At 64.9% G+C, this 25,602-nt stretch carries 25 protein-coding genes; 13 read left to right on the top strand and 12 right to left on the bottom strand.

Going from position 1 to position 25,602, the window contains the following annotated elements; translation table 11 throughout:
- Positions 1–3: 3 nt before the first annotated feature.
- The 3 genes from sucC to zapE form a co-directional block, all read right to left on the bottom strand.
- Complete coding sequence (sucC, locus tag AC0L3S_RS23495) at positions 4–1,200, bottom strand: ADP-forming succinate--CoA ligase subunit beta (protein ID WP_473281576.1); 1,197 nt, start codon at positions 1,198–1,200, stop codon at positions 4–6.
- Between the two features lie 216 nt (positions 1,201–1,416).
- Complete coding sequence (gene mdh, locus AC0L3S_RS23500) at positions 1,417–2,385, bottom strand: malate dehydrogenase (RefSeq protein WP_007598869.1); 969 nt, start codon at positions 2,383–2,385, stop codon at positions 1,417–1,419.
- A gap of 202 nt (positions 2,386–2,587) precedes the next feature.
- Positions 2,588–3,772: a cell division protein ZapE gene (gene zapE / locus AC0L3S_RS23505; protein WP_473264764.1), complete on the bottom strand. Its 1,185-nt coding sequence runs from the start codon at positions 3,770–3,772 to the stop codon at positions 2,588–2,590.
- A 192-nt stretch (positions 3,773–3,964) separates the two neighbouring features.
- Between zapE and AC0L3S_RS23510 the strand changes: the two genes are divergently transcribed.
- Both AC0L3S_RS23510 and AC0L3S_RS23515 read left to right on the top strand, forming a co-directional pair.
- Positions 3,965–4,219 (top strand): type II toxin-antitoxin system VapB family antitoxin, encoded by a 255-nt coding sequence (locus AC0L3S_RS23510; protein WP_473281578.1) that lies wholly within the window; start codon positions 3,965–3,967, stop codon positions 4,217–4,219.
- Positions 4,219–4,623: a type II toxin-antitoxin system VapC family toxin gene (locus tag AC0L3S_RS23515; RefSeq protein WP_473264763.1), complete on the top strand. Its 405-nt coding sequence runs from the start codon at positions 4,219–4,221 to the stop codon at positions 4,621–4,623. The genes AC0L3S_RS23510 and AC0L3S_RS23515 overlap by 1 nt, the downstream gene beginning before the upstream one ends.
- Positions 4,624–4,640: 17 nt before the next feature.
- Here the strand turns inward: AC0L3S_RS23515 and thpR are convergent, their stop codons facing one another.
- Together thpR and AC0L3S_RS23525 are read right to left on the bottom strand one after the other, a co-directional pair.
- Positions 4,641–5,177, bottom strand: a complete 537-nt coding sequence (gene thpR, locus AC0L3S_RS23520) for an RNA 2',3'-cyclic phosphodiesterase (protein WP_007598862.1) — start codon at positions 5,175–5,177, stop codon at positions 4,641–4,643.
- Between the two features lie 175 nt (positions 5,178–5,352).
- Entirely contained in the window at positions 5,353–6,000 is a 648-nt protein-coding gene (locus AC0L3S_RS23525) for an arylesterase (RefSeq protein WP_473264804.1), read from the bottom strand.
- A 55-nt stretch (positions 6,001–6,055) separates the two neighbouring features.
- On the opposite strand from AC0L3S_RS23525, the gene AC0L3S_RS23530 reads away from it, so the two are divergent.
- The 4 genes from AC0L3S_RS23530 to AC0L3S_RS23545 all read left to right on the top strand — a co-directional run bounded on the left by AC0L3S_RS23530 (position 6,056) and on the right by AC0L3S_RS23545 (position 11,163).
- Positions 6,056–6,778, top strand: a complete 723-nt coding sequence (locus AC0L3S_RS23530; RefSeq protein ID WP_473264761.1) for an ABC transporter ATP-binding protein — start codon at positions 6,056–6,058, stop codon at positions 6,776–6,778.
- Positions 6,775–9,345, top strand: a complete 2,571-nt coding sequence (locus AC0L3S_RS23535) for an ABC transporter permease (protein ID WP_473281580.1) — start codon at positions 6,775–6,777, stop codon at positions 9,343–9,345. Before AC0L3S_RS23530 ends, AC0L3S_RS23535 begins: the two co-directional genes overlap by 4 nt.
- A 270-nt stretch (positions 9,346–9,615) precedes the next feature.
- Positions 9,616–10,407, top strand: coding sequence for a Bax inhibitor-1/YccA family protein (locus AC0L3S_RS23540; RefSeq protein WP_007598855.1), 792 nt, complete (start codon positions 9,616–9,618; stop codon positions 10,405–10,407).
- Between the two features lie 225 nt (positions 10,408–10,632).
- A complete protein-coding gene (locus tag AC0L3S_RS23545) occupies positions 10,633–11,163 on the top strand; it encodes a GNAT family N-acetyltransferase (protein WP_247461358.1) in 531 nt (176 codons plus the stop codon).
- A 7-nt stretch (positions 11,164–11,170) separates the two neighbouring features.
- Here AC0L3S_RS23545 and AC0L3S_RS23550 read toward each other — a convergent pair whose 3' ends face one another.
- The 3 genes from AC0L3S_RS23550 to acnA all read right to left on the bottom strand — a co-directional run bounded on the left by AC0L3S_RS23550 (position 11,171) and on the right by acnA (position 15,813).
- Positions 11,171–11,539 carry a DUF2794 domain-containing protein gene (locus tag AC0L3S_RS23550; protein WP_007598853.1) on the bottom strand — a complete coding sequence of 123 codons (369 nt, stop codon included), beginning with the start codon at positions 11,537–11,539 and terminating at the stop codon, positions 11,171–11,173.
- A 543-nt stretch (positions 11,540–12,082) separates the two neighbouring features.
- Complete coding sequence (locus tag AC0L3S_RS23555) at positions 12,083–12,859, bottom strand: DUF1223 domain-containing protein (protein ID WP_473264758.1); 777 nt, start codon at positions 12,857–12,859, stop codon at positions 12,083–12,085.
- A 233-nt stretch (positions 12,860–13,092) separates the two neighbouring features.
- Positions 13,093–15,813: an aconitate hydratase AcnA gene (acnA, locus tag AC0L3S_RS23560; protein ID WP_473281582.1), complete on the bottom strand. Its 2,721-nt coding sequence runs from the start codon at positions 15,811–15,813 to the stop codon at positions 13,093–13,095.
- A gap of 242 nt (positions 15,814–16,055) precedes the next feature.
- Here acnA and ccmA point away from each other — a divergent pair, with 242 nt between their 5' ends.
- The 5 genes from ccmA to AC0L3S_RS23585 all read left to right on the top strand — a co-directional run bounded on the left by ccmA (position 16,056) and on the right by AC0L3S_RS23585 (position 19,273).
- Complete coding sequence (gene ccmA, locus AC0L3S_RS23565; RefSeq protein ID WP_473281584.1) at positions 16,056–16,658, top strand: heme ABC exporter ATP-binding protein CcmA; 603 nt, start codon at positions 16,056–16,058, stop codon at positions 16,656–16,658.
- 280 nt (positions 16,659–16,938) lie between these two features.
- Positions 16,939–17,607 (top strand): heme exporter protein CcmB, encoded by a 669-nt coding sequence (gene ccmB, locus AC0L3S_RS23570; protein ID WP_007598845.1) that lies wholly within the window; start codon positions 16,939–16,941, stop codon positions 17,605–17,607.
- Between the two features lie 91 nt (positions 17,608–17,698).
- Positions 17,699–18,487, top strand: coding sequence for a heme ABC transporter permease (locus tag AC0L3S_RS23575; protein ID WP_473281586.1), 789 nt, complete (start codon positions 17,699–17,701; stop codon positions 18,485–18,487).
- Positions 18,484–18,669, top strand: coding sequence for a heme exporter protein CcmD (gene ccmD / locus AC0L3S_RS23580; protein WP_106945552.1), 186 nt, complete (start codon positions 18,484–18,486; stop codon positions 18,667–18,669). The genes AC0L3S_RS23575 and ccmD overlap by 4 nt, the downstream gene beginning before the upstream one ends.
- Positions 18,670–18,679: 10 nt before the next feature.
- A complete protein-coding gene (locus AC0L3S_RS23585) occupies positions 18,680–19,273 on the top strand; it encodes a DsbE family thiol:disulfide interchange protein (protein ID WP_473281588.1) in 594 nt (197 codons plus the stop codon).
- Positions 19,274–19,452: 179 nt separating this feature from the next.
- On the opposite strand, the gene AC0L3S_RS23590 is transcribed toward AC0L3S_RS23585, so the two are convergent.
- Complete coding sequence (locus AC0L3S_RS23590; RefSeq protein WP_007598838.1) at positions 19,453–20,055, bottom strand: septation protein A; 603 nt, start codon at positions 20,053–20,055, stop codon at positions 19,453–19,455.
- Positions 20,056–20,058: 3 nt separating this feature from the next.
- Positions 20,059–21,006 (bottom strand): signal recognition particle-docking protein FtsY, encoded by a 948-nt coding sequence (gene ftsY / locus AC0L3S_RS23595; protein ID WP_473281590.1) that lies wholly within the window; start codon positions 21,004–21,006, stop codon positions 20,059–20,061.
- A 60-nt stretch (positions 21,007–21,066) separates the two neighbouring features.
- Between ftsY and AC0L3S_RS23600 the strand changes: the two genes are divergently transcribed.
- Complete coding sequence (locus AC0L3S_RS23600) at positions 21,067–21,768, top strand: RluA family pseudouridine synthase (RefSeq protein ID WP_473264752.1); 702 nt, start codon at positions 21,067–21,069, stop codon at positions 21,766–21,768.
- Positions 21,769–22,051: 283 nt separating this feature from the next.
- Positions 22,052–23,161: a DUF2336 domain-containing protein gene (locus AC0L3S_RS23605; RefSeq protein ID WP_473281592.1), complete on the top strand. Its 1,110-nt coding sequence runs from the start codon at positions 22,052–22,054 to the stop codon at positions 23,159–23,161.
- Positions 23,162–23,348: 187 nt separating this feature from the next.
- Here AC0L3S_RS23605 and mtaB read toward each other — a convergent pair whose 3' ends face one another.
- Both mtaB and dapF read right to left on the bottom strand, forming a co-directional pair.
- Positions 23,349–24,602, bottom strand: a complete 1,254-nt coding sequence (gene mtaB, locus AC0L3S_RS23610; RefSeq protein WP_473281594.1) for a tRNA (N(6)-L-threonylcarbamoyladenosine(37)-C(2))-methylthiotransferase MtaB — start codon at positions 24,600–24,602, stop codon at positions 23,349–23,351.
- On the bottom strand, positions 24,602–25,477 hold the full coding sequence (dapF, locus tag AC0L3S_RS23615; protein WP_473281596.1) for a diaminopimelate epimerase: 876 nt from the start codon (positions 25,475–25,477) through the stop codon (positions 24,602–24,604). Before dapF ends, mtaB begins: the two co-directional genes overlap by 1 nt.
- Between the last annotated feature and the right edge of the window lie 125 nt (positions 25,478–25,602).

The following is a 25,602-nucleotide window of genomic DNA, read 5'->3' on the forward strand; positions in this document are numbered from 1 at the left end:
GCCTCAGCCTCCCTTGACGGCCTTCACGATCTTCTGCGCGGCGTCGTCGAGATTGTCGGCCGGCACCACGTTCAGGCCGGATTCACGGATGATCTTCTTGCCCACCTCGACATTGGTGCCTTCGAGGCGAACCACCAGCGGCACGCTGAGGCCGACCTCGCGCACGGCGGCCGTGACGCCCTCGGCGATCACGTCGCACTTCATGATGCCGCCGAAGATGTTGACCAGGATGCCCTTCACGTTGGGATCCGCAGTGATGATCTTGAAGGCGGCCGCGACCTTTTCCTTGCTGGCGCTGCCGCCGACGTCGAGGAAGTTCGCCGGCGCCATGCCGTAAAGCTTGATGATGTCCATCGTCGCCATCGCGAGGCCGGCGCCGTTGACCATGCAGCCGATATTGCCGTCGAGGGTGACGTAGTTGAGGTCGTATTTCGACGCCTCGATTTCCTTGGCGTCCTCCTCGGTCTCGTCGCGCAGCGCGAGCACCTCGGGGTGACGGAACAGAGCGTTGTCGTCGAACGACACCTTGGCGTCGAGCACGCGGAGCTGACCCTGCTTGGTCACGACCAGCGGGTTGATCTCCAGCATCGACATGTCCTTGGCGACGAACGCAGCGTAAAGCTGTGCGGTGAGCTTCTCGGCCTGCTTGGCGAGATCGCCGGAGAGTTTCAGCGCGTTAGCAACGGTGCGGCCGTGATGGCCCATGATGCCGGTCGCGGGATCGATCGAGAAGGTCACGATCTTCTCAGGCGTATTGTGCGCGACGTCCTCGATGTTGACGCCGCCCTCGGTCGACACCACGAAGGAGACGCGGGAGGTCTCGCGGTCGACCAGGATCGAGAGGTAGAATTCCTTGTCGATGTCGGAGCCGTCCTCAATGTAGAGGCGGTTGACCTGCTTGCCGGCGGGGCCGGTCTGGATGGTGACGAGCGTGGCGCCGAGCATCTGCTTGGCGAATTCGGAAACCTCCACGGCCGACTTGGCGATGCGCACGCCGCCCTTGTCGCCGGCGGATGCTTCCTTGAACTTGCCCTTGCCGCGGCCGCCGGCGTGGATCTGGCTCTTCACCACCCAGACCGGGCCCGGGAGGGCCTTTGCCGCCGCGTCCGCATCGGCCGCCTTCAGGACCGGAACGCCCTTGGAGATCGCGACGCCGAACTCGTTCAGCAGCGCTTTGGCCTGATATTCATGGATATTCATATGGTCGCTCCCTGAACCCGCGGGCGGTGACCTCGTAGGCCCACCTCAGTCTTGTGGCTGGCATACCATATACCACAGGAACTGCAACCCGGATTCTCTGACATCGATCTCTGGACTTGCGGACCAGAACCCGCCCCAACCTTAAACAAGGTTTGCCGGACCCCGGAAATGAAACCGCCGAAGACCGGGTTTCGGTCTTCGGCGGAATGTTCGACCTTAACGGCCCAGAAGATCCGGTGCGATCTTCTTGCAGGCGTCAACCAGACCCTGCACCGCGCCGACCGACTTGTCGAAGGCCTCGCGGTCTTTGCCCACGAGCTCGATCTCGACGACGCGCTCGACACCCTTGGAGCCGATCACGACGGGCACGCCGACATACATGTCCTTCACGCCGTATTCGCCGTTCAGGTAGGCGGCCGAGGCCAGTACGCGCTTCTTGTCACGCAGATAGCTCTCGGCCATCGCGATCGCGGAGGCCGCCGGCGCGTAGAAGGCCGAGCCGGTCTTGAGCAGGTTGACGATCTCGGCGCCGCCGTTGCGGGTGCGGTCGACGATCTCGTCGAGGCGCGCCTGCGAGGTCCAGCCCATCTTGACGAGATCGGGCAGCGGGATGCCGGCGACGGTGGAGTATTTTACCAGCGGCACCATGGTGTCGCCATGGCCGCCCAGCACGAAGGCGGTGACGTCTTCGACCGAAACGTTGAATTCGTCGGCCAGGAAGTAGCGGAAGCGCGACGAATCCAGCACGCCGGCCATGCCGACGACCTTCTTGTGCGGGAGGCCGCTAGCCTTCTGCAGCGCCCAGACCATCGCGTCGAGCGGGTTGGTGATGCAGATGACGAAGGCGTCGGGGGCGTACTTCTTGATGCCGGCGCCGACCTGTTCCATGACCTTGAGGTTGATGGAGAGGAGGTCGTCGCGGCTCATGCCGGGTTTGCGCGGCACGCCGGCGGTGACGATGCAGACCTTTGCGTTGTCGAGCGCCTCGTAGGAGTTGGCGCCGGTGTAGTGCGCGTCAAAGCCGTCGACCGGCGAGGACTGCGCGATGTCGAGCGCCTTGCCCTGCGGCACGCCCTCGGCGATGTCGAACATCACCACGTCGCCCAGCTCTTTCAGGCCGATGAGATGAGCCAGCGTTCCGCCGATCTGACCGGAGCCAATCAAAGCAATTTTGTCGCGCGCCATGTGAGCCTGTCCTTTAGACACGTAAGGAGGGGAAAACTGAGACGGGTGGTTATCCCTTTCGCCTCCCCCGTTCAAGTCACGGGTTGCCCAATTGTCGGGCTTGCCGCGTATTCAAGCGGATCCCCGTCATTCCGGGGCTTGGGAAGCGCCGAGCCCGGAATGACAGCGCTGGCAAATAGGACTTAAGTCTCGACCAGACCCTTTAAGTCTCAACCAAACCTTTGGTCGAGCCGCTGGCGGTGGAATCCTTGCGGCCGTGGGGCAGCGCCAAATAGGATTCCGAGCTCATTTCGATCAGGCGCGAGGCGGTGCGCTTGAACTCGTTGGCCTCGTTGCCCTCGTTGGCAAGATAGAGCGAGATCGGGTTGGCATCGGCCGAGGCCATCAGCTTCACGGCATTGTCATAGAGCGTGTCGATCAGCGTGATGAAGCGCTTGGCGGCGTTGCGCTGGGAGATGTCCATCACTGGAATATGGTCGACCAGGATGGTGTGATAATCGTGCGCCAGCCAGAGATAGTCCGATGCCCCGAGCGGCTTCTCGCAGAGATCGGCGAACGCGAAGCGCGCCACGCCGTGGGCCGAGCACGGCACGTGCAGGATGCGGCCCTTGATCGAAATATCCCGCGACTTGCATTTGGCGCCGCCTGACATCTTCGACCAGGCGCGGTCGAGCGCGGCGTCCGCCTCAGTGTCTGCCGGCGTCAGCCACATCGGCACGCCCTGAAGCTTTTCCAGCCGGAAGTCGGTGCGCGCGTCGAGCCGCAGCACGTCCATGTGGTCGGTGATCTGCCTGATGAAGGGAAGGAACAGCGAACGGTTCAGACCACCCTTGTAGAGGTCGTCAGGCGCGACGTTGGAGGTCGCGACCACCACGGTGCCGAGCTCCAGCAGCTTTGCGAACAGGCGGCCGAGGATCATCGCGTCCGCGATGTCGGTGACGTGGAATTCGTCGAAACAGAGCAGCCAGCTCTCCTCGAAGATCGCATGCGCGGTCAGCGCGATGACGTCGCCGTCGGCGATCTCGCCGCGCGCGATGCCCTGGCGAAAATCGTAGATGCGCTCGTGCACCTCGGCCATGAATTCGTGGAAATGCGCGCGCCGCTTGTGCTCGACGGTCGAGTGCTGGAAGAACAGATCCATCAGCATGGTCTTGCCGCGACCGACCTCGCCATGGACGTAGAGCCCGTGCGGCGCCTCGTCCTTGTCGCTGCTGAACAGGCGGCTGAGCAGGCCCTGCTTGCGCGCCGGCTTGTAGTCGGCGAGCCGCTGATCGAGCGCCGCATAGGCGTCGGCAATTTCGGCCTGGGCGGCATCGGGCTCGATCGCGCCGGACGCGATCTGGGCCTGATAGGCCTCGCGAAATGAGGAACTGGGGGTCGAGAGCATGCTCTTTACCGCCAGAGATGAGTGGAAATTGCAACTCCGTATTGGCGCAAAGGCTTATGCGCCCGGCCTTTCGCGGACAGGGTCGCCTGCATGCGTCGAAGCGCGAAGTATGGGCGCTAGGTCGCCACCAGTATCTATTGTTGCGCTCGGCCGGGCTAGAATATACCTATTAAGGCACCCAGGAACCTCGGCATGGCCCTTAGCATCAAAGACCCCGAAACGGAGCAATTGGCGCGGAGTCTGGCGCAATTGACCGGCGAGAACATCACGACGGCGACCAAGCGCGCCATCGAAGAGCGATTACGCCGGCTCGGCGGTCAAGCTCACAAACACGCGCTGCTTCAAGACATGGCCGAGATCAGGCGGCGCTGGAGCGAAATGCGCGTCTTGGATAACCGCACGCCTGAGGAAATTCTCGGATACGACGCGCATGGATTGCCGCGCTGATGGTGATCGACACATCGGCGATCGTTGCAATTGCGCTCAACGAAGACGATGCAGCGGACATCGAGCGACTGATCGTGAACGATCCGATCCGCCTGATCTCCGCGGCAACGGTGCTTGAAGCGACGATGGTGATCGAGACACGGCTAGGTGACGGGGGCGGGCGCGAGTTCGATCTCTGGCTCGTCAAGATCGGCGCCGAGATCGTGCCGGTCGATGCACGACAAGCCGATGCGGCACGGCGCGCCTGGCGTCGCTACGGCAAGGGACGTCACGCCGCGTCGCTGAACTATGGCGACTGCTTTTCCTACGCGCTAGCGACGACTCGCAGTGAGCCCCTGCTGTTCAAGGGCGCGGACTTCGCGAAGACCGACGTCGCCCGACCCGGCGTGGCCCCGCCGCGATAGCGCGACGCAACGAAGACTCACTCACACAGCTCGTACGCGTCTTCGACCACATACGGGCCGCCGCCGGTGGAGGCGCGGGACGAGAACAGCACGAACCGTTCGGCCGTGAACGCCTTGCTGGGAAAATAGCCGCGCAGCGAGAGATAGTCGGCGACGTCACGGTCGGTGGCGTCGTGCAGACGGGCCAGCGTGACATGCGGGATGAACTTGCGGCCTTCCGGGTCGAGGCCGATCCGCTGCATCAGGCGCTCGAGCTCGGCCTGCAATTCCATCAGCGGCTTGCTCGGCACGATGGTGGCGACCACCGCGCGCGGCTTGCGTCCGCCGAAACTCTGCAAACCCTGCACCTTCACCTCGAACGGCTTGCGGTCGACGCGAAACAGCATCGAGGCGATTTCGTTGGCGGACATGCCATCGATATTGCCGATGAAGCGCAGTGTGACGTGGTAATTTTCGGGATCGATCCAGCGGGCGCCGGGAAGGCCGCCCCGCAAATTGGAAAGCGACTGGCCAATCTCGGCCGGAATTTCCAGACCCGTGAACAAACGCGGCATCGTTTCGCACTCCCGATGCTTGGGCATGATCCCATGGGAAAGATCATATCCAAATTTTAGAGCCGGCGACGAATCACCGGTACCTCAATTCCTATCGCAGTTGTGTGACTCTGCGAAGCATCGCGCGCCTCACCCCGGTAAAACCCTGGGAATTACGGTCGGCGTTGCCTGCTTTTCAACGCCGTTGCTCAGCTATGGTGCCAAGAAATGCCTCAACCGTGGGCAAGATATTCCTGACGATGATATCGACGCCGGGCGCGGTCGGATGAATGCCGTCGGCCTGGTTGAGTTTGGCATCGGCCGCGACACCGTCGAGAAAAAACGGATAGAGCGGCACGCCGAATTTCTTCGCCAGATCCGGATAAATCGAATTGAAGCGCGCGGCATAATCCGCGCCGTAATTCGGCGGCGCCAGCATGCCGCACAGCATCACCGCGATCTTGCGCGCCTTGAGGCGCTGGACGATCTCGGTGAGCGCGGCGCGGGTCAAACCGGGATCGATGCCGCGCAGCGCATCGTTGGCGCCGAGCTCGATGATCACACCGTCGGTTCCCTCGGGGACCGACCAGTCGAGCCGGTCACGGCCACCCGAGGAGGTGTCGCCGGATACCCCGGCATTGGTCATGTCGACCGCTATGCCTTTGTCTTGCAAAGATTTTTGAAGTTTTGTGGGGAACGCTTCCGGGGCCTGGAGGCCGAGGCCGGCGCTCAAGGAATCGCCGAGAACCACCAGCTTGATCGGTTTCGCCGCCTCGGCCCATGCGGGAGCCCACGCCGGATTTGCGACCGTCATCAAAGCGAACATCAACACGGCTATGTGCATGAACAATCCGTAACGCCTCTCGACCGCGCGTGCGGAGTTGCCATATGACCGGACCATGGACACTCGCATCTCTTCCTCTTCGCTCGCCGACGTTTCGGCGGACACCATCGCCATCTCCAACGTCAATCTGTCATTGGGTACGGGCGCGGCACGCGTTCACATTCTCAAGGATATCAGCCTGCGCGTGGGCCGGAGCGAGACGATCGGCCTGATCGGCCCGTCAGGCTCGGGCAAATCCACGCTGCTGATGGTGATGGCGGGGCTGGAACGTCCTGATAGTGGAGAGGTGGTGGTCAGCGGCACGCCTTTCAATGCCCTCGACGAGGACGCGCTGGCCCGCTTCCGCGGCCGCCAGGTCGGCATCGTCTTCCAGTCCTTCCATCTGATCCCGACCATGACCGCGCTGGAGAACGTCGCGGTGCCGCTCGAGCTTGCGGGCAATCCCGACGCCGCAAGGCGCGCGGCGCAGGAGCTGCAATCGGTCGGGCTCGGCGACCGTCTGCATCATTATCCGACGCAGCTCTCCGGCGGCGAGCAGCAGCGCGTCGCGCTGGCCCGCGCGCTGGCACCCGATCCCGCTATCCTCGTGGCCGACGAGCCGACCGGCAATCTCGACGAAGCCACGGGACAACAGATCGTCGACCTCCTGTTCAGCAAGCATGCCGAGCGCGGCATGACGCTGGTGCTGGTCACGCACGATTCCTCGCTCGCGCATCGCTGCGATCGCGTGATCCGCCTGCGCTCCGGCCGCATCGACACGCAGTCGGCGCCGGCATGAGCATCGCTGCCGAACCGTTCGCGAAGCCCAACGGCATCGCGCTGTCGCTGCGCTACGCGCTGCGCGAATTGCGCGGCGGCCTGCGCGGCTTCTACGTCTTCATTGCCTGCATCGCGCTCGGCGTCATGGCCATCGCGGGCGTCGGCTCGGTCTCCGCCAGCCTGAGCGACGGCCTCGCCCGCGAGGGCCGTACGCTGCTCGGCGGCGACGTGTCGTTCGTCCTGTTTCAGCGTGAAGCAAAGCCGGAGGAAGTCGCCTTCCTGCGTTCGCGCGGCACCGTCTCGAGCGCCGCCACTCTGCGCGGCATGGCGCGCTCGGCCGAGGGCAAGCTGGCGCTGGTCGAGATGAAGGCGGTCGACGACACCTATCCGATGTTGGGCCAGTTGACGCTGGCGCCACCGCTGCCGATGTCCGACCTGCTCGCGGAGCGCGACGGCGCGTTCGGCGCGGCCGCCGATCCGACGCTGCTGGCGCGGCTGTCGCTCAAGACCGGCGATCACGTCACCGTGGGGTCTGCCACGTTCCAGATCCGCAGCGCCGTTGAAGCCGAGCCCGACAAGCTCGCCGGCGGCATCGGCTTCGGCCCGCGCTTCCTGATCAGCGAAGCGGGCCTTCGCGCCACAGGGCTGGTCCAGCCCGGCAGCCTGGTGCGCTGGGTCTACCGTGTGAAGCTGCCGGAGATCGCCAATAGCGAGCGCGCCACCGATGCCTTCATCGCGGACGCGCGCAACGCCGCGCCGCAGGCCGGCTGGGAGGTCCGCAGCCGCTCCAATGCCTCGCCGCAGCTCGAGCGCAACATCAACCGCTTCACGCAGTTCCTGACGCTGGTCGGCCTCGCCGCGCTGCTGGTCGGCGGCGTCGGCGTCGCCAATGCCGTCAAGGCCCATATCGACCACAAGCTCGAGGTGATCGCGGCCTTCAAGGCCGTCGGCGCCACGGGGCGCGACGTGTTCGGCATCTATCTCGCCCAGGTTCTCCTGCTCGCCGCGATCGGGTCGCTGATCGGCCTCGCGCTCGGCGCCGCCATGCCGTTCGCGATCGTCGGCCTGTTCGGCAAGCTGCTGCCGCTGCCGGTGGTGCCGGCGGTGCATGCCGACGAGCTCGCGCTGTCGTTCGTCTACGGGCTGCTCACGGCGCTTGCCTTCGGCCTGTGGCCGCTCGGCCGCGTGCACGACGTGCCGGTGGCCGCCCTGTTCCGCGACACCATCAGCTCCGAATGGCATCGGCCACGCTGGAGTTATCTCGTCTTCATGGCTGTCGTGATCGCGCTGCTCATCGCGGTCGTGATCGGGCTGTCCTTCGACAAGCGCATCGCCGCGGTGTTCGTGGCCTCCTCCGTGGTCGTGTTCGCGCTGCTGCGCGGCATTGCCGCGCTGTTGATGACGATCGCCCGGCGGCTGCCGCGCACGCGCTGGCCGATGCTGCGACTTGCGATCGCCAACATCCACCGGCCGGGCGCGCTGACGCCCTCGGTCGTGCTGTCGCTGGGGCTCGGACTGGCCGTGCTCGTCACCATCACCCAGATCGACGGCAATCTGCGCCGGCAGTTCCTGGCGGCACTGCCCGAGCACGCACCGTCGTTCTTCTTCATCGACATTCCGAGCACGCAGGCCGAGCAGTTCGACACGTATCTGCGCCAGATCGCCCCCGGCGCGAAGGTCGATGACGTGCCGATGCTGCGCGGGCGCATCGTCGGAGCCCGCGGCGTCCGCGCCGAGGAACTCAAGCCCAGCACCGATTCCGAGTGGGTGCTGCAGAGCGACCGTGGCCTGACCTATACCGCCGAGCTGCCGAAAGGCTCCAAGGTAGTCGAGGGCGAGTGGTGGAGCGCCGATTATGCCGGCCCGCCGCTGGTTTCGATGGAGAAGAAGATCGCGGACGGCCTGGGCCTGAAGCTCGGCGACGAGGTCGTGGTCAATATCCTCGGCCGCGACATCCCCGCGAAGATCAGCAATCTGCGCACCATCGACTGGCAGGGCCTCGGCATCAATTTCGTCCTCGTGTTTTCGCCGAACGCATTCAAGGGCGCCCCGCACACCCACATCGCGACGCTGACGGAAACCGGCGGCGATGCGGCCGGCGACGGCAAGATCATCAGAGAGGTCGCTGACGCCTATCCGATGGTGACGAGCGTGCGCGTGCGCGAGGTGATGGAGACGGTCGGCTCGGTCGTGACCAACCTTGCGCTGGCGATCCGCGGCGCCAGCGCGGTGACCCTGATCTCGGCGATCCTGGTGTTAGGCGGCGCGCTCGCCGCCGGCCATCGTCACAGGGTCTACGATGCGGTGATCCTCAAGACCCTGGGCGCGACCCGGCTGCGGCTGCTCGGCGCCTATGCGCTCGAATACCTTCTGATCGGGCTTGCCACCGCGGTGTTCGGCGTCCTAGCCGGCAGCGTCGCGGCCTGGATGATCGTGACCCGGCTGATGACCCTCACTTTCGTCTGGCAGGGCGGCAGCGCCGCCGGCGTGGTCGCGGCTGCCTTGGTCGTCACGGTCGGCCTCGGGCTCGCCGGCACGCTGCTGGCATTGAACAAAAAGCCCGCCACGGTGTTGCGGAATTTGTGACAAATGGTAGCGGGCGGCTGCGCGGGAGCGGAATCGCACGATTCCGGCGATTAACCACGTCTGCTCGCCAGGATTGCGGGCGAGGGCGACATTCAGCCGCGCGTGGAAGGTTGCGGCGGATGTGTTAGTTTCCCACATATCGAGTGGGTTCGGAGCCCCGATTGTTAGCCAAAATTTAGTCGGCAGACATCGGTATCCGAGATAGAGTTTGACGAACCGGCGGCATGGCGACCCTCATGCCGGACCGGACCAACCAACGGGAATTCGACCATGTCGGACCTAGACCGCAATTACGCTTCTCCTTTCGGCAGGGCCGCCGGGCGTGTTGACGCCGCGACGGTCGATGCCGGCCTGCGCGCCTACATGCTGCGCATCTACAACTACATGAGCATCGGCCTGGCCATCACCGGCCTTGCCGCGCTCGGCGTCTACATGGCCGCCGTGACGGACGTTCCGACCCCGGAAGCCGTCCGCGTCGGCAAGCTGTTCCTGACGCCGTTCGGCTACGCGATGTTCGTCAGCCCCCTGAAGTGGCTGTTCATGCTCGCGCCGCTCGCCATGGTGTTCGTGATCTCGGCGGGCATCAACCGTCTCGCTCCCTCGACCGCCCAGATCCTGTTCTGGGTGTTCGCGGCGCTGATGGGCGTCTCGCTGTCCTCGATCTTCCTGGTGTTCACGCACACCTCGATCGTGCGGGTGTTCTTCATCACCGCGGCGACCTTCGGCGCGCTCAGCCTCTACGGCTACACCACCAAGCGTGACATGAGCGGAATGGGTTCGTTCCTGTTCATGGGCCTGATCGGCATCGTCATCGCGAGCCTGGTGAACCTGTTCCTGGCGAGCTCGGTGCTGCAGTTCGTCGTGTCGGTGGTCGGCGTGCTGGTGTTCGCGGGCCTCACCGCGTGGGATACCCAGCGGCTGAAGAACGACTACATCTACGGCTACGCCTCGGCCGGCGGTGACATCGCAGAGCGTGCGGCCATCACCGGCGCGCTGTCGCTGTACCTGAACTTCATCAACCTGTTCACGCTGCTCCTGCAGCTGCTCGGCCAGCGCGACTAAGCGTCAGACCAGAGCGAACGACACCAGCCCCGGCCGAAAGGCCGGGGTTTTTGTTTGGGCGTGATGTTCCCTCAACCACCGTCATTGCGAGGAGCTCTTGCGCCGAAGCAATCCAGAGTCCCTCCACGGACGCATTCCTGGATTGCTTCGCTTCGCTCGCAATGACCACGTGGAGAGGCCGTTTCGCCTCTTCCAGCGGTCCCGGGAAGGCTTTAATCTTGCCCCATGTCCGCACCCGAAATCAGGCCCACCCTTGAGGCCGACCTCCCCGCCATCACCGCCATCTACCAGCAAGCCGTCCGCGAGGGCACCGCGACGTTCGAGCTGGAGCCGCCTGACCTTACCGAGATGACGCGCCGCTACCGCACGCTGATCGACGGCGGCTATCCCTATTTCGTCGCCATCCTCGACGGGCGCGTCGCCGGCTACGCCTATGCCGGTGCCTACCGGCCACGGCCGGCCTACCGCTTCACGGTCGAGAACTCGATCTATCTCGATCCGTCCTTCCACCGCCGCGGCATCGGCGCGCTCCTGCTGGAGCGGCTGATCGTCGAATGCGAAGCGCGCGGCTTCCGCCAGATGATCGCGGTGATCGGCGATTCCGCCAATGCCGGCTCGATCGGCGTGCACACCAAGGGCGGCTTCAGGATGATCGGCACGCATCCGAGCGTCGGGCTGAAATTCGGCCGCTGGCTGGACACGGTGATGATGCAGCGCGATCTTGGTGAGGGCGCGACTACGGTGCCGGAGAAGTAAAGCTTCCTCAAACCACCGCCAATTTGCGATCGATCACCAGGAGCACGCGCTCCAGCTCGTGGCCGCGGCGCAGGATCAAGCCCGTCGCCGAGATCACGCTGTACATGCCCTGCTTGCGCGCAAGGCGCGGATCCTTTTCGATACGATAGATCGGCACTTCCGAGGCGCGGCGAAAGACCGAGAACACGGCGCGATCCCTGAGGAAGTCGATGGCGTAGTCGCGCCACTCGCCGTCCGCGACCATCCGGCCGTACAGATTGAGAATACGATGCAGCTCGAGCCGGTTGAACGTCACCCGGCTCAGTTGCGCATTCGAAGCGGCGGGGCGCGCCGCCGCGCGCTGTTCGCTCGGATCGGCATCCTCCGACAGACTCATAGGCCGCCTCCTGTCGCATCAGCATGACCGCGTCCGCGAAGACCGTCCCCGGAACCGCGGATCATGACAGTTGCATGATCGCGCCAACTGTTCCCCACCGCAAGGCCCTCGAAAGGGCTCTGGAATCCGGAGCAATCCGCATACACGCAGCGGTGGAACTCTGTCGCGGCAAACCGTCACGGGATCGTTAGCAGGAATCATAGTGTCGCCGCTTTTCCGCCAAGCGACTGCCGCCCTGCATTGCGAAAAGACCTATGTGCGTTGACCCGGTCCTTTCGGTTCCGGATTCCTCAGCCCCCAGCCCCCCGGGGCCGTCAGGATCGGGTCTGTTCGCACGACAAGGAGGGCCAACGCGAGTTGGTCCTTTTTTGTTTGTGTCGGGATGTTTCTCACTCGCTGTCATTCCGGGCGCTCCTCTTGGCGCGAGCCCGGAATCCATTTCTCAGCTCGGATGGTGGATCGATGGATTCCGGGTTCGCGCTTCGCGCGCCCCGGAATGACGAGAGACAAGTTGTCTTGAGATGATCTTGAGTGCGCTGCGCGTCAGTGCAGCGACGTATACGCCGCGCCCAGCATCGGCCCCGGCTTTTCCCGGCTGCCGTCCTGGACATAGACCACGGCACCGTCGACGCCGTCGCGCGTGAGGTTCTCGATCGGCACCGTCCAGCTTTCCGGGCGGCCGGTCCAGTCGCCGACCTTCAGCAGGTTGCGCACCACGTTGTGATAGATCACCTGCTGTCCGCGATTTTCGCCGCGGCTGATCGCGATCGGCACCGACTTCGCAATCGAGCAGATCCAGACCTCGCCGTGGGACGCCGTCGGCTCGTTGCTCGCGGCCACCGAGACGTTGATCTGCTTGCCCGCGAGCGACATCGTCACCGGCACGCTCATCACGCCCGTGCCCTTGTCGGTTTTGCCGATGGCGCTTTCGATGCCGGTGCGGTCGCTGCCGACGACATGCGTGGAGCCGTTCACCACGACCTGCGGCGTGTAGACTTCGCGGTCGCCGCGCATGCGTGAATAGGCACGCTGCCGTGCAGAGAAGCGCGAATCGGCCAATGTGTCCTTCCAGCCGAGATAGTCCCAATAGTCGATCGGCATGCTCAGCGCGATGATCGAGGGATCGCGGGAGAGGTCGCCGATGATCTTGTCGGCCGGCGGGCAGGAGGAGCAGCCCTGCGAGGTAAACAATTCGACAACGGCGCGGGGATCAGCTTCGGCAGGGCGAATGACGGCGACGATCGCACAGAGACCAAGGGCTCCCGACCAGAGGGCGCCGGACCAGCGTGAAACCAGATGAGAAGCCGTCATTATTGTCATGTCGAACGCCGCACACCATTGCTCGTGAGAGGGAAATCTTACCGCCGGATGGTCACCGTAGTCTTACGGCCTCGCACTTTCGTCCGCCAAAGTAACCGTCCAAAGCGTGAGGTTCTCCGCCGGGCGGGCCCATCTGAAGCCTGCCGCAAACGCGTGAAGGCGGCCTTGTGATAGGCCGCCTTCGTGTAACCTACTACTCACTTCGCAGTGAGCCACCGTTCACAAGTCCGCGCTTACGCCGCGAGCTTGCGCAGCACGTAGTGCAGGATGCCGCCGTTGCGGTAGTATTCGAGTTCGTCCAGCGTATCGATGCGGCAGAGCAGCGAAACGCGCTGCAGCGAACCGTCGCCGGAGACGATCTCCGCGGTCAGCTTCTGGCGCGGCTTGAGCTCTCCGACGAGGCCGCGCAGCGTGACCTTCTCGTCGCCCTTCAGGCCGAGCGACGACCAGGAGGTGCCGTCCTCGAAGGTCAGCGGCAGCACGCCCATGCCGACCAGGTTGGAGCGGTGGATGCGCTCGAAGCTCTGGCAGATCACGGCGCGGACGCCGAGCAGACGCGTGCCCTTGGCGGCCCAGTCGCGCGAGGAGCCATTGCCGTATTCGGCGCCGGCGAACACCACCAATGGCACCTGCTCCTGCTGATATTTCATCGCGGCGTCGTAGATCGACATCTGCTCGCCGTCGGGCCAGTGCTTGGTGAGACCGCCTTCCGGAATATTGCCGTCGGCGCCCTTCAGCATGAAGTTCTTGATGCGGATGTTGGCGAAGGTGCCGCGCATCATGACTTCGTGGTTGCCGCGGCGCGTGCCGTACTGATTGAAGTCGGCCGGACGCACCTGGTGCTCGCTGAGATATTTGCCCGCGGGCGAGGTGAGCTTGATCGAACCGGCCGGCGAGATGTGGTCGGTGGTGATCTTGTCGCCGAACATGGCGAGGATGCGGGCCTCGACGATGTCGGTGACCGGCTCCGGCTCCTTCTTCATGCCTTCGAAATAGGGCGGGTTCTGCACATAGGTCGAACTCATGTTCCAGCGATAGGTCTCGCTCTCGACGGTCTTGATCTTGCGCCAGTTGGTGTCGCCCTTGAACACGTCGGCATACTTTTTCTTGAAGATCGACGCGGTCACGAACTTCTTCATGAAGGCGTTGATCTCCTTGGTCGTCGGCCAGATGTCCTTGAGGTACACCGGCTTGCCGTCCTTGCCTTCACCGAGGGGCTCAACAGCGAGATTCTTGGTGACGGTGCCCGCGAGCGCGTGGGCGACCACGAGCGGCGGCGAGGCCAGATAGTTCGCCTGCACGTCCGGCGAGACGCGGCCTTCGAAGTTGCGGTTGCCGGAGAGCACGGCAGCCGCGACGATGCCGTTGTCGTTGATCGACTTCGAGATCTCCTCGGGCAGCGGACCGGAATTGCCGATGCAGGTGGTGCAGCCGAAGCCGACCAGGTTGAAGCCGACCTTGTCGAGATCGGCCTGGAGACCGGAATCGGCGAGATAGGCCGCCACCACCTGGCTGCCCGGGGCGAGCGAGGTCTTCACCCACGGCTTTGCCTTGAGGCCCTTCGCGGCGGCGTTGCGCGCCAGCAGACCGGCGCCGATCAGCACGCTCGGGTTCGAGGTGTTGGTGCAAGAGGTGATCGCGGCGATCACGACGTCGCCATGGCCGATGTCGAACTTCTTGCCGTCGACGGCAAAGCGCTTCGCCGGCTCCTCGGCCTTCTTGTATTCGCTGGCGAGCGCGAGCGAGAAGCCCTCGGCCACCGACGGCAGCGCAATCCGGCCCTCGGGGCGCTTCGGACCGGCCATCGACGGCACGACGTCACCGAGGTCGAGCGTCAGCGTCTCCGTGAACACCGGATCGGCCGACTTGGCGGTGCGGAACAGCCCTTGCGCCTTCGCATAGGCCTGCACCAGCGCGACGCGCGCCGAGGCGCGGCCGGAGGTCTTGAGATAATCGAGTGCAGCGGCATCGACCGGGAAGAAGCCGCAGGTCGCGCCATATTCGGGCGCCATGTTGGCGATGGTCGCCTTGTCGGCGACCGAGAGATGGTCGAGGCCGGGGCCGAAGAACTCGACGAACTTGCCGACGACGCCGAGCTTGCGCAGCATCTGCGTCACGGTCAGCACGAGGTCGGTCGCGGTGACGCCTTCCTTCATCGCGCCCTTCAGCTTGAAGCCGACGACGTTGGGCAGCAGCATCGACAGCGGCTGGCCGAGCATGCAGGCTTCCGCCTCGATGCCGCCGACGCCCCAGCCGAGCACGGCGAGACCGTTGACCATGGTGGTGTGGGAATCGGTGCCGACCAGCGAGTCGGGATAGGCGACCTCGAAGGTGCCGGTCTTCTTGCCGACCGTCATCTTCTCCTTCTTGGTCCAGACCGTCTGGGAGAGATATTCGAGATTGACCTGGTGGCAGATGCCGGTGCCGGGCGGCACGACGGAGAAGTTCGAGAACGCCTTCTGGCCCCATTTCAGGAACTCGTAGCGCTCCTGGTTCTGCTTGTATTCCTCCGTGACGTTCTTGCCGAAGGCCTTGTTGTCACCGAAGAAGTTCACGATCACGGAGTGGTCGATGACGAGGTCGACCGGCACCAGCGGATTGATCTTCTCGGCATCGCCGCCGAGCTTCTGCATCGCGTTGCGCATCGCGGCGAGGTCGACCACGGCGGGAACGCCGGTGAAGTCCTGCATCAGCACGCGCGCCGGGCGGAAGGCGATCTCATGCTCCAGCGACTTCTTGCGCAGCCACTTCGACACCGCAACGATGTCTTCCTTCTTGACCGAGCGGCCGTCCTCGTTGCGGAGCAGGTTCTCGAGCAAAACCTTCATCGAGTAGGGGAGTTTCGAAATTCCCTTCAGACCATTCTTCTCGGCCGTGGGCAGGCTGTAATAGACATAGGTCTTGGCGCCGACCTTGAGGGTCTTTTTGCATTTGAAGCTGTCGAGCGAGGTCATGTAGGAAATCCCAATTGTTAGTTATACCCGGCAGGGTATTTTAACACCGTCAGCGTAGGCAGGCTGAGTCGCTTGCAGGGGCAGGTTGAGTTGCTGCATCAAGTAGTTCCGGGCTTATAGAAGCTTTCTAACCGGGCCGCCACAGCCACAAACGTGCCGCAGCAATCCGCGAGCCAAAAATTCCCATGCGCTACCGCAAGTTTTCCTGAGGCCTGACGTTGAGCGGGTTGGTACGAGGCGAGATGCAGCTTTCCGGACATGGGGTCACATGCGTGCGGGGCGGCCGCGAGGTGTTTTCCGGGCTCGATTTCGGGGCCGGCTCCGGCGAAGCCGTGGCGGTCGTCGGCCGCAACGGATCGGGCAAGACCTCGCTGCTGCGGCTGATCGCGGGCCTGCTCATTCCGGCGGGCGGCACGATCGCGCTGGCCGGAGGCGACGCCGAGCTGACATTGCCGGAGCAGTGCCACTATCTCGGCCATCGCGACGCCCTGAAGCCGGCCCTGAGCGTGGCCGAGAATCTGACATTCTGGGCCGATTTCCTCGGCGGAGAGCGTTTCGACGCCGGCGAAAGCCTCGCCACCGTCGGGCTCGACCACGCCGCCGATCTGCCCGCCGCCTTCCTGTCCGCCGGCCAGCGCCGCCGGCTCTCGCTGGCCCGCCTGCTGACCGTCCGCCGACCGGTCTGGCTATTGGATGAGCCGACCACGGCGCTGGATGTCGCGGGACAGGACATGTTCTCCGGATTGATGCGCGAGCACCTCAGCCGCGGCGGCCTGATCATCGCCGCCACCCACGCCCCGCTCGGCATCGATTCGCGGGAGCTGCGGATCGGGGGGACGGCATGATTCCCGTTGACCCTCAGTTTTCCAAGCGGCTTGGCTCCGCCCTCTCCGTTCCCTCCCCCCTTGTGGGGGAGGGTCAGGGAGGGGGGTGCCACGCGGCGCACTCTCTCGGTTCTAGCGGTCGGCAGGCGGGCGCTCTGTTGCTGGCGCCACGGACCCAACAACCATCTCTCCCGCGGCTACCCCTCTCCCCCGCCCTCCCCCACAAGGGGGGAGGGAGCGCAGTTTGCCCTGGGCACGAGCCGGGCTCTTACGGCCGTCTCGCCGAGGAAAGAGTCACCCCATGACCGCCCTGTCCGCCCTGATTCGCCGGGACATCAGGATCGCGCTCCGTGTTGGCGGCGGGGCATTGATTGGCGTGCTGTTCTTTCTGACCGTGGTGGTGCTGATGCCGTTTGCGGTGGGGCCGGATCTGGCGCTGCTGTCGCGGCTCGGGCCGGCGATCCTGTGGCTGGGGGCGTTGCTGGCGAGCCTGCTCACCCTGGACCGGCTGTTCATGGCCGACCACGAGGACGGCTCGCTCGACCTGATCACGATGAGCCGGACTCCGCTGGAACTCGCCTGCGCGGCGAAGGCGCTGGCGCATTGGCTCGCGGCGGGCCTGCCGCTGATCGTCGCAACCCCCGTGCTCGGCCTGCTGCTCAACCTCGACATGGTCGCGACCGGCGCGGTGGCGCTGACGCTGCTCGCCGGCACCCCGGCATTGACGTTTACCGGCATGATCGGCGCGGCGCTGGCGGTGACGCTGCATCGTGGCGGATTATTGATGGCCGTCCTGGTGCTGCCCCTGTCGATACCCGTCCTGATTTTCGGCGTCGCGGCCTCGCAGGCGGTGATCGTCGGCCCCATGACGTTCGGCGCTCCGTTCTCGATCCTGTGCGCGCTGTCGCTGGTCAGCCTCGTGATCGGCCCCTTCGCGGCTGCGGCGAGCCTGAAGCATGGACTGGATTGAGAGGGACTGGGCTGACCTTGACCCCGATCAACTTTCGCTGCGGACTTTCGTGCTGATTGCGTGAGCGCTTACCGGTGATTATCAGGATACCATGACGCTGATCGACCTCGCCAACCCCACACGGTTCCTCGCGCTGACGGCGCGGCTACTGCCGTGGCTTGCGGCTGCGACAATCATCCTGCTCGCGATCGGGCTCTATCAGTCCGCCACCGCGCCCGACGACTATCAGCAGGGCGCGACGGTGAAGATCATGTTCATCCACGTGCCCAATGCCTGGCTGTCGATGTTCGTATGGGGCGTGATGAGCATCGCCTCGCTGGGCACGCTGGTGTGGCGGCATCCGCTCGCCGACGTCGCCGCCAAAGCGGCCGCCCCGATCGGCGCCAGCTTCACCTTCCTCGCGCTGCTGACGGGCTCGCTGTGGGGCCGGCCGATGTGGGGCACCTATTGGGAGTGGGACGCGCGGCTGACCTCGGTGCTGATCCTGTTCCTGATGTATCTCGGCCTGATGGCGCTGTGGCGCGCGGTCGACGATCCCTCCCGCGCGGCGCGCGCCGCCGCCGTGCTGACCCTGGTCGGCGCGCTCAACCTGCCGATCATCAAGTTCTCGGTCGACTGGTGGAACACGCTGCACCAGCCGGCCTCGGTGATGCGGATGGGCGGCTCGTCGCTCGACAAATCATTCCTGATTCCGCTGCTGGTGATGGCCATCGCGTTCACCCTGCTGTTCGTCACGCTGCATCTGGCTGCGATGCGCAACGAGATATTGCGCCGGCGCGTACGGTCCCTGCAGATGATGCAGGCGAGCCGTGTGGCGTTTTCGGAAGTCGGCACCGGCTCGCGTGAAGGCAGCACGTCAAAAGAAGTCGGGGCTGCATGATCATGTCGCTCGGTCCCTACGCGTCCTTCATCGTGACGTCCTATGCCGCGGCCGCCCTCGTGGTCGTGATCCTGATCGGCTGGATCGTGCTCGATTATCGGAGCCAGACACAGCGCCTGCGCGAGCTCGAGCGCAGCGGCGTCACCCGCCGCTCCGGCCGTAGCGCGACGGATCGGCCATGAGAGATCGAGCATGAGCGAGCAATCGACGTCAGCTCCGCCGCAGCGCCGCACCTTCCTGATGGTGCTGCCGCTGATCGCGTTCATCGGCCTGGCGCTGTTGTTCTGGTTCCGGCTCGGCAGCGGCGATCCCTCGCGGATCCCTTCCGCGCTGATCGGACGCCCCGCGCCGCAAACCACGCTGCCGCCGCTCGAGGGATTGCAGGCCGACAACGCGCAGATCCCCGGCCTCGATCCCACTGCATTCAAGGGCAAGGTCAGCCTCGTCAATGTCTGGGCGTCCTGGTGCGTGCCGTGCCACGACGAGGCGCCGCTCCTGACCGAACTGGCAAAAGACAAGCGCTTCCAGCTCGTCGGCATCAACTACAAGGATGCCGCCGACAATGCGCGGCGCTTCCTCGGGCGCTACGGCAACCCGTTCGGCCACGTCGGCGTCGATGCCAACGGCCGCGCCTCGATCGAATGGGGCGTCTATGGCGTGCCCGAGACTTTCGTCGTCGGTCGCGAAGGCACCATCGTCTACAAGCTGGTCGGGCCGATCACGCCGGACAATCTGCGGACGGTGTTGTTGCCGCAGATGGAGAAGGCGTTGAGAGCGGGGTCGTAGCCAAGACCGTCATTGCGAGCGGAGCAAAGGAGTCAGCCTCGCACACCGCTCTCATGCCCCGCGAAGGCGGGGCATCCAGTACGCCGCGGCCTCTCCGCATCTCACTGCCGTCTCTGGAATACTGGATCGCCCGCCTTCGCGGGCGATGACAGTTGAGTGTGTAGCGAGCCGAAAGACCGTCACCCCTTCCGCACATCGCCCGCCTCGGCCTCGCTCGCTTCCAGCGACGCCGGCTCGAGGTGATAACGCTTGGTCAGCGGCATCTGGGCGATGGCGAAGATCATGGTGATCGGCGTGACGCCGAACACCTTGAAGTTGACCCAGAAGTCGGTGCTCTGGGTGCGCCAGACGATCTCGTTCAACACCGCCATGCCGGCGAAGAACAGCGCCCAGCGCAGCGTCAGGATGCGCCAGCCCTGCGGCGTCAGATTGAACATCTGGTCGAACATCACGGCGATGAAGGAGCGGCCGAACAACAGGCCGCCGCCGAGGATCGCGGCGAACAAAGCGTAGATGATGGTCGGCTTGAGCTTGATGAAGGTCTCGTCGTGCAGCACCAGGGTCAGCGTGCCGAACACCAGCACGATGACGCCTGTCACGATCGCCATGATCGGGATGTGGCGCGTCACAACATAGGAGGCGATCATCGCCGCGACGATCGCGACCATGAAGGCGCCGGTTGCCGCGAACAGGTTGAACTTCGCATTCACGAAGAAGAACACGAGCAGCGGGCCGAGCTCGGTCGCAAGCTTGAACAGCGGATGCGGCTGGGTCTTGTCCATTCTTCAGCTTTCGATTCCAGCTATCGCGCGGGCGAAATCGCGCGCGGTGAACGGCGCGAGATCGTCGACGCCTTCGCCGACGCCGATGAAATGCACCGGCAGTTTGAATTTCTCCGCGAGCGCCACCAGAATGCCGCCGCGGGCGGTGCCGTCGAGCTTCGTCATCACGAGACCGGTGACCCCGGCGGTGCGATGGAAGGCCTCGACCTGCGATAGCGCGTTCTGGCCGACAGTGGCGTCCAGCACAAGCAGCACCGCATGCGGCGCAGTCGCGTCCACCTTGCGGATGACGCGCACGACCTTTTCGAGCTCGTTCATCAGCTCGGCCTTGTTCTGCAGCCGGCCGGCGGTGTCGATCAGGAGCACGTCGATGCCCTGCTCCTTCGCCGCCGTCAGCGCGTTGAAGGCGAGGCTCGCCGAATCCGAGCCTTGCGCACCTGATATGACGGGCGTCCTGGTGCGTTCGCCCCAGACCTTGAGCTGCTCGATCGCCGCTGCGCGAAACGTGTCGCCGGCGGCCAGCATCACCTTGCGGCCTTCGGACGCGAATTTCTGCGAGAGTTTCCCGATGGTGGTGGTCTTGCCGGAGCCGTTGACGCCGACCACGAGGATGACGAACGGCTTCTTGCCGGCGTCGATCTCGAGCGGCTTGGCCACCGCCGCCAGCACCTTCTCGACCTCGGTCGCGACGACGTCCTTGACCTCGTCCGCCGAGATCGCCTTGTCGTAGCGCCCGGTGCCGACGGCATCCGCGATCCGCACCGCGACCGAGGTGCCGAGGTCGGCGCGCAGCAGCACGTCCTCGATGTCATCGAGCATGGCGCGGTCGAGCTTCCGCTTGGTGACGAGGTCGGCGACAGCGGTCCCGAGCGAGGACGAGGTGCGCTTCAGCCCGTCGGACAGGCGGCGCCACCAGCTCAGCTTGGGGGTCTCGGGGGTGGTATCGTTCATGGTGGCGGTGTGTTAGCCGTTCCGGCTCGCAAACGAAAGTCTTGACCGAAAGTGCTGCAATTGCTCGATGTTCCCGAATTGACCGCTGACGAAATCCTGGCGCGCGTGCTCCATCGCGACGGATTGATGCTGGTCATCGACAAGCCGGCCGGCCTGCCGGTGCATCGCGGACCCAAGGGCGGGGCCAATCTGGAAACCTCCTTCGACGCGCTTCGTTTCGGCCTGCCGCGGCCGCCGGTGCTGGCCCACCGGCTGGACAAGGACACCTCGGGTTGCCTCGTGCTCGGCCGCCATCGCAAGGCGACGGCGTCGCTCGGCCTGCTGTTCAAGCATGGCAAGATCGGCAAGACCTACTGGACCATCGTCGAGGGCGGCCCCACTGAGGACGAAGGCACCATCGACATGCCCCTCGGGCGGCTGAACGCCGAACGCGGCTGGTGGCAGAAGCCCGATCCCGAGGGCCAAAAGGCCATCACCAACTGGAAGGTGATGGGCCGGGGCGACGGCCTGACCTGGCTCGCCATGGAACCGGTGACCGGGCGGACTCATCAATTGCGGGTGCATTCGTCGGCGACCGGCTGGCCGATCTTCGGCGATAACATTTACGGCAACGGCCCGCGCTTCGGCGAGCCGAAGCTGCACCTGCATTCCCGCGAGATCGTGGTGCCGATCTCCCGGAACAAGGAGCCGGTCCGCGTGGTGGCGCCGGCCCCTCCCCACATGCACGAGCGGCTCCGCGCCTGCGGGTGGAACGGAGAATAGTGGCACTGTCGTTCACCTCTCCCGCTTGCGGGAGAGGTCGTCGCGCGAAGCGCGGCGGGTGAGGGCTCTCTCCTCTTCGGGTTTCTCGTTAGAGGAAGCACCCTCTCCCCGACCCTCCCCCGCAAGCGGGGGGAGGGAGCGCAGTACCTCCGCGGCGAAAGCGAGATGCAGCTCGAAGCCACCAGCTCTCCCTATAGTTTACGAAACGTTCAGTGCTCGTCGCTAATGATAACGGTTGCTTAGAACAAGCTTCCGTCAATCTGCTCAGGACGAGCTGCGCGTCATGTCCACGGCCGAGTTATCGATCATCGACGAGGTCGAGTCCGCGCTTCGGACTGGCTCCGCGGAAAAGGGCCTGGCAACAGCCCGCCGCGTCACCGACCTGTTCCTGTCCTCCGCCGGCAGTTTCGACGACGAGCAGATCGCGCTGTTCGACGACGTGCTGGATCGCCTGATCGGCACCATCGAGCTCCGCGCCATCGCCGACATGGGCGCACGCGTTGCGCTCGCCGAGATCAGCGCGCAGCTCGCGCCGATCGCGCAGGCGCCGCCATCGGTCATTCGCCGCCTCGCCAACAATGACGAAATCCGCATTGCCGGCCCCGTGCTGCAGGAATCCGCGCGCCTCGACGACGGCGCGCTGGTGCAGATCGCATCATCCAAGGGCGAGCCGCATCTGCTCGCGGTCGCCGGGCGCTGGTGGCTGAAAGAGATCGTCACCGATGCATTGCTGGCGCGGCGTTATCCCAGCGTCAGCCGCCGGCTCGCCGCCAATCCCGGCGCGCGCGTGTCCGGAAACGGATTTGCCGTCATCGTCGGACAGGCCGAGGCCGACCCCGAGCTCGCTGTCAGCGTTGGCGTCCGCGTCGATCTGCCGACGGACCTGCGTCGTCAATTGCTGCGCTCGGCGAGCGATGCCGTGCGGACCCGCCTGTTGTCACGCGCGCCGCCGCATCTGTTCGAGGAGATCCAGACCGCGATCGCCGCCGTCACCGCCGGTGTCGAGCGCGAGATGTCGGGCGTCCGCGATTTCGAAGGTGCCAAGCGCGCCGTCGCAGGCCTCAAGGCGGCCGGCCAGCTCAGCGAAGCGACGCTGCTCGGCTTCGCCACGCAACGGCGCTACGAAGAAGCGGTGGCCGCATTGGCCGCATTGTCGGGATCGACCGTGGAAGTGATTCGCCCGCTGATGCAAAGCCTGCGCGAGGACGGCCTGCTGGTGCCGTGCAAGGCGGCGCAACTCAGCTGGGAAACAACCGCGGCCGTGCTTCAGAGCCGCTTTGCGAGCGGCGCGATGAAGCCGCCCGATATCGCAAGGGCTCAAAGCCATTACGCACGCATGACCCCGGAGAATGCGCGGCGGACGCTGCGGTTCTGGCAGGTACGCGCGTCTTAAGGTATGCGTTTTGGGCCGCGCTGCGCCCTCCGCCGTCGTCCTGGCGAAAGCCAGGACCCATAACCACCGAATTCAGTTTGGCGAAGACTTGTAGTTGGCAATTGCGTGCAACAACCTCTCCTTGGGGTAATGGATCCTGGCTTTCGCCAGGACGACGTTGGGGATGCAGTTGTGGAATGACGGCAAATTACGTCGTCAGCCGCACGCCATCACGACCGGCGATCCGCAGCGGCACGACACTGCCGATACGCTCGCCCGCAATCGCCACCGGCAGATAGTGCTCCGTCCGTCCCTGCCCGTCGCTCTCGATCAGCACCTCACGCGTGGCGCCGATCTCGGCTTGCAGCCGCTGGCGCAATGCCGCTTCGCCCGTCGCACGTAGCCGTTTCGCACGCTGCTTGATTGCGCCGCCCGCCACCTGCGGCATTCGCGCGGCTGGCGTGCCGGGACGCGGCGAATAGGGGAAAACGTGGAGGAAGGCCAGGCCGCATTCCTCGACCAGGTCGATCGAGCGCGAGAACATCTCCTCGGTCTCGGTCGGAAAGCCCGCAATGATGTCGGCACCCAGCGCGATATCCGGGCGCAGGCGGCGGACCTGGTCGCAGAACGCGATGGCGTCGCCGCGCGTATGCCGCCGCTTCATGCGCTTCAAGATCATGTCGTCGCCGGACTGCAGCGACAGGTGCAGATGCGGCATCAGCCGCGCATCGCCGGCGATGGCATCGAGCAGATCGCTGTCCGCCTCGATCGAATCGATCGAGGAGATGCGCAGGCGCCTCAACTCCGGCACATGCCGCAAGATCTGCTTCGTCAGCATGCCAAGCTTGGGCGCGCCCGGCAGGTCGGCGCCGTAGCTGGTGAGATCGACGCCGGTCAACACGATCTCGGCATGGCCGCGCTCGGCCAATGCCCGGACCTGATCGACCACCAGGCCCATCGGCACCGAGCGCGAATTGCCGCGGCCGAACGGAATGATGCAGAAGGTGCAGCGATGGTCGCAGCCGTTCTGCACCTGCACGAACACGCGCGGCAGGCCCCGCGCAAATCCGTCGACGAGATGCGGCGCCATCGCCTTCACCGCCATGATGTCGCTGACGGCGATTTTTTCGCTCGCACCGAGATCGAACGCCGCCCGCGCCGCGCGCCATGCGGACGATCGCATCTTGTCGTCATTGCCGACGACGCGGTCGACCTCGGCCATCTCGGCAAACATGCCGCTTTGCGTCTGCGCCGCGCAACCGGTGACGACGATGCGCGAACCCGGCCGCTCGCGCTTCAGCTTGCGGATCGACTGCCGCGCCTGCGCCACCGCCTCGTTGGTCACGGCGCAGCTGTTGATGACGATGGTATCGGCGAGTCCCGCGCCCTCGGCCTCGCGGCGGATCACCTCGGCCTCGAAGGCGTTGAGGCGGCAGCCGAAGGTGACGATGTCGACGCTCATCACCCGACCGGCGCGAACAGCGCGGGATCGAAATTGCCTTCATATTCGAAGGTCGCCGTGCCCGTCATCAGCACGTGATCGTCGCGCTCGCGCCATTCGATCCCGAGCTTGCCGCCGGGCAGCGTGATCTCGACATTGCGCTCGGCGCGCTTCAGCCGCGCCGCCGCAACCGCCGTGGCACAAGCGGCCGAGCCGCAGGCCTTGGTCAAGCCGGCGCCGCGCTCCCAGGTGCGGATCGTGATGTGCTGAGAATCGACGATATAGGCGAGCGTGATGTTGGCGCGCTCGGGGAAGATCGGATGATTCTCCAGCAGCGGACCGAAACGCTCGAGATCGTAGGCGCTGACGTCATCGACCCAGAAAATCGCATGCGGATTGCCCATACTGACCACCGACGGCGAATGCAGGATCGGATTGTCGATCGGGCCGATCTGCAATTCGATGTAGCGGGTGTCGCGGAATTCCTGGTCGAGCGGAATGTCCTGCCAGCCGAACTTCGGCGCGCCCATGTCCACCGTATAAAGATCCGGCGCCGGACCCTGCCACGCGTTGAGCAGGCCCGCGGCCGTCTCGAACGTTGCATTGGTCTGGCCGGTCTTCTCGAAGACGCGGCGCACCACGCAGCGCATGCCGTTGCCGCAGGCGCCGGCCTCGGAGCCGTCACAGTTGTAGATGCTGATGAAAGCTTCGGTGCCGTCGAAGCGCGGCTTCTGCAGCACCATAAGCTGGTCGTAGGGCACGCCGCCTCGGGCCGATGCCACTGCGCGGGCATCGTCGGGGGTGATCTTTGAGGTGGAATCGCGCATGTCGACAACGACGATCTCGTTGCCGATGCCGTTCATCTTGGCAAATGCGTGGTTGGCCAGCGCGCTCATGAAAATTCCCGAATTTCGCCTGCCTTATATGGCGATCCTTGGCGGCTTGGCCAGTGATTTGCCGACAAGAGCCAGGACGCTGCCATGACGCATCTGTCATGGGACGAATTCGGCGCTCGCGTGTT

The organism is Bradyrhizobium sp. Ken01 (assembly GCF_055807355.1).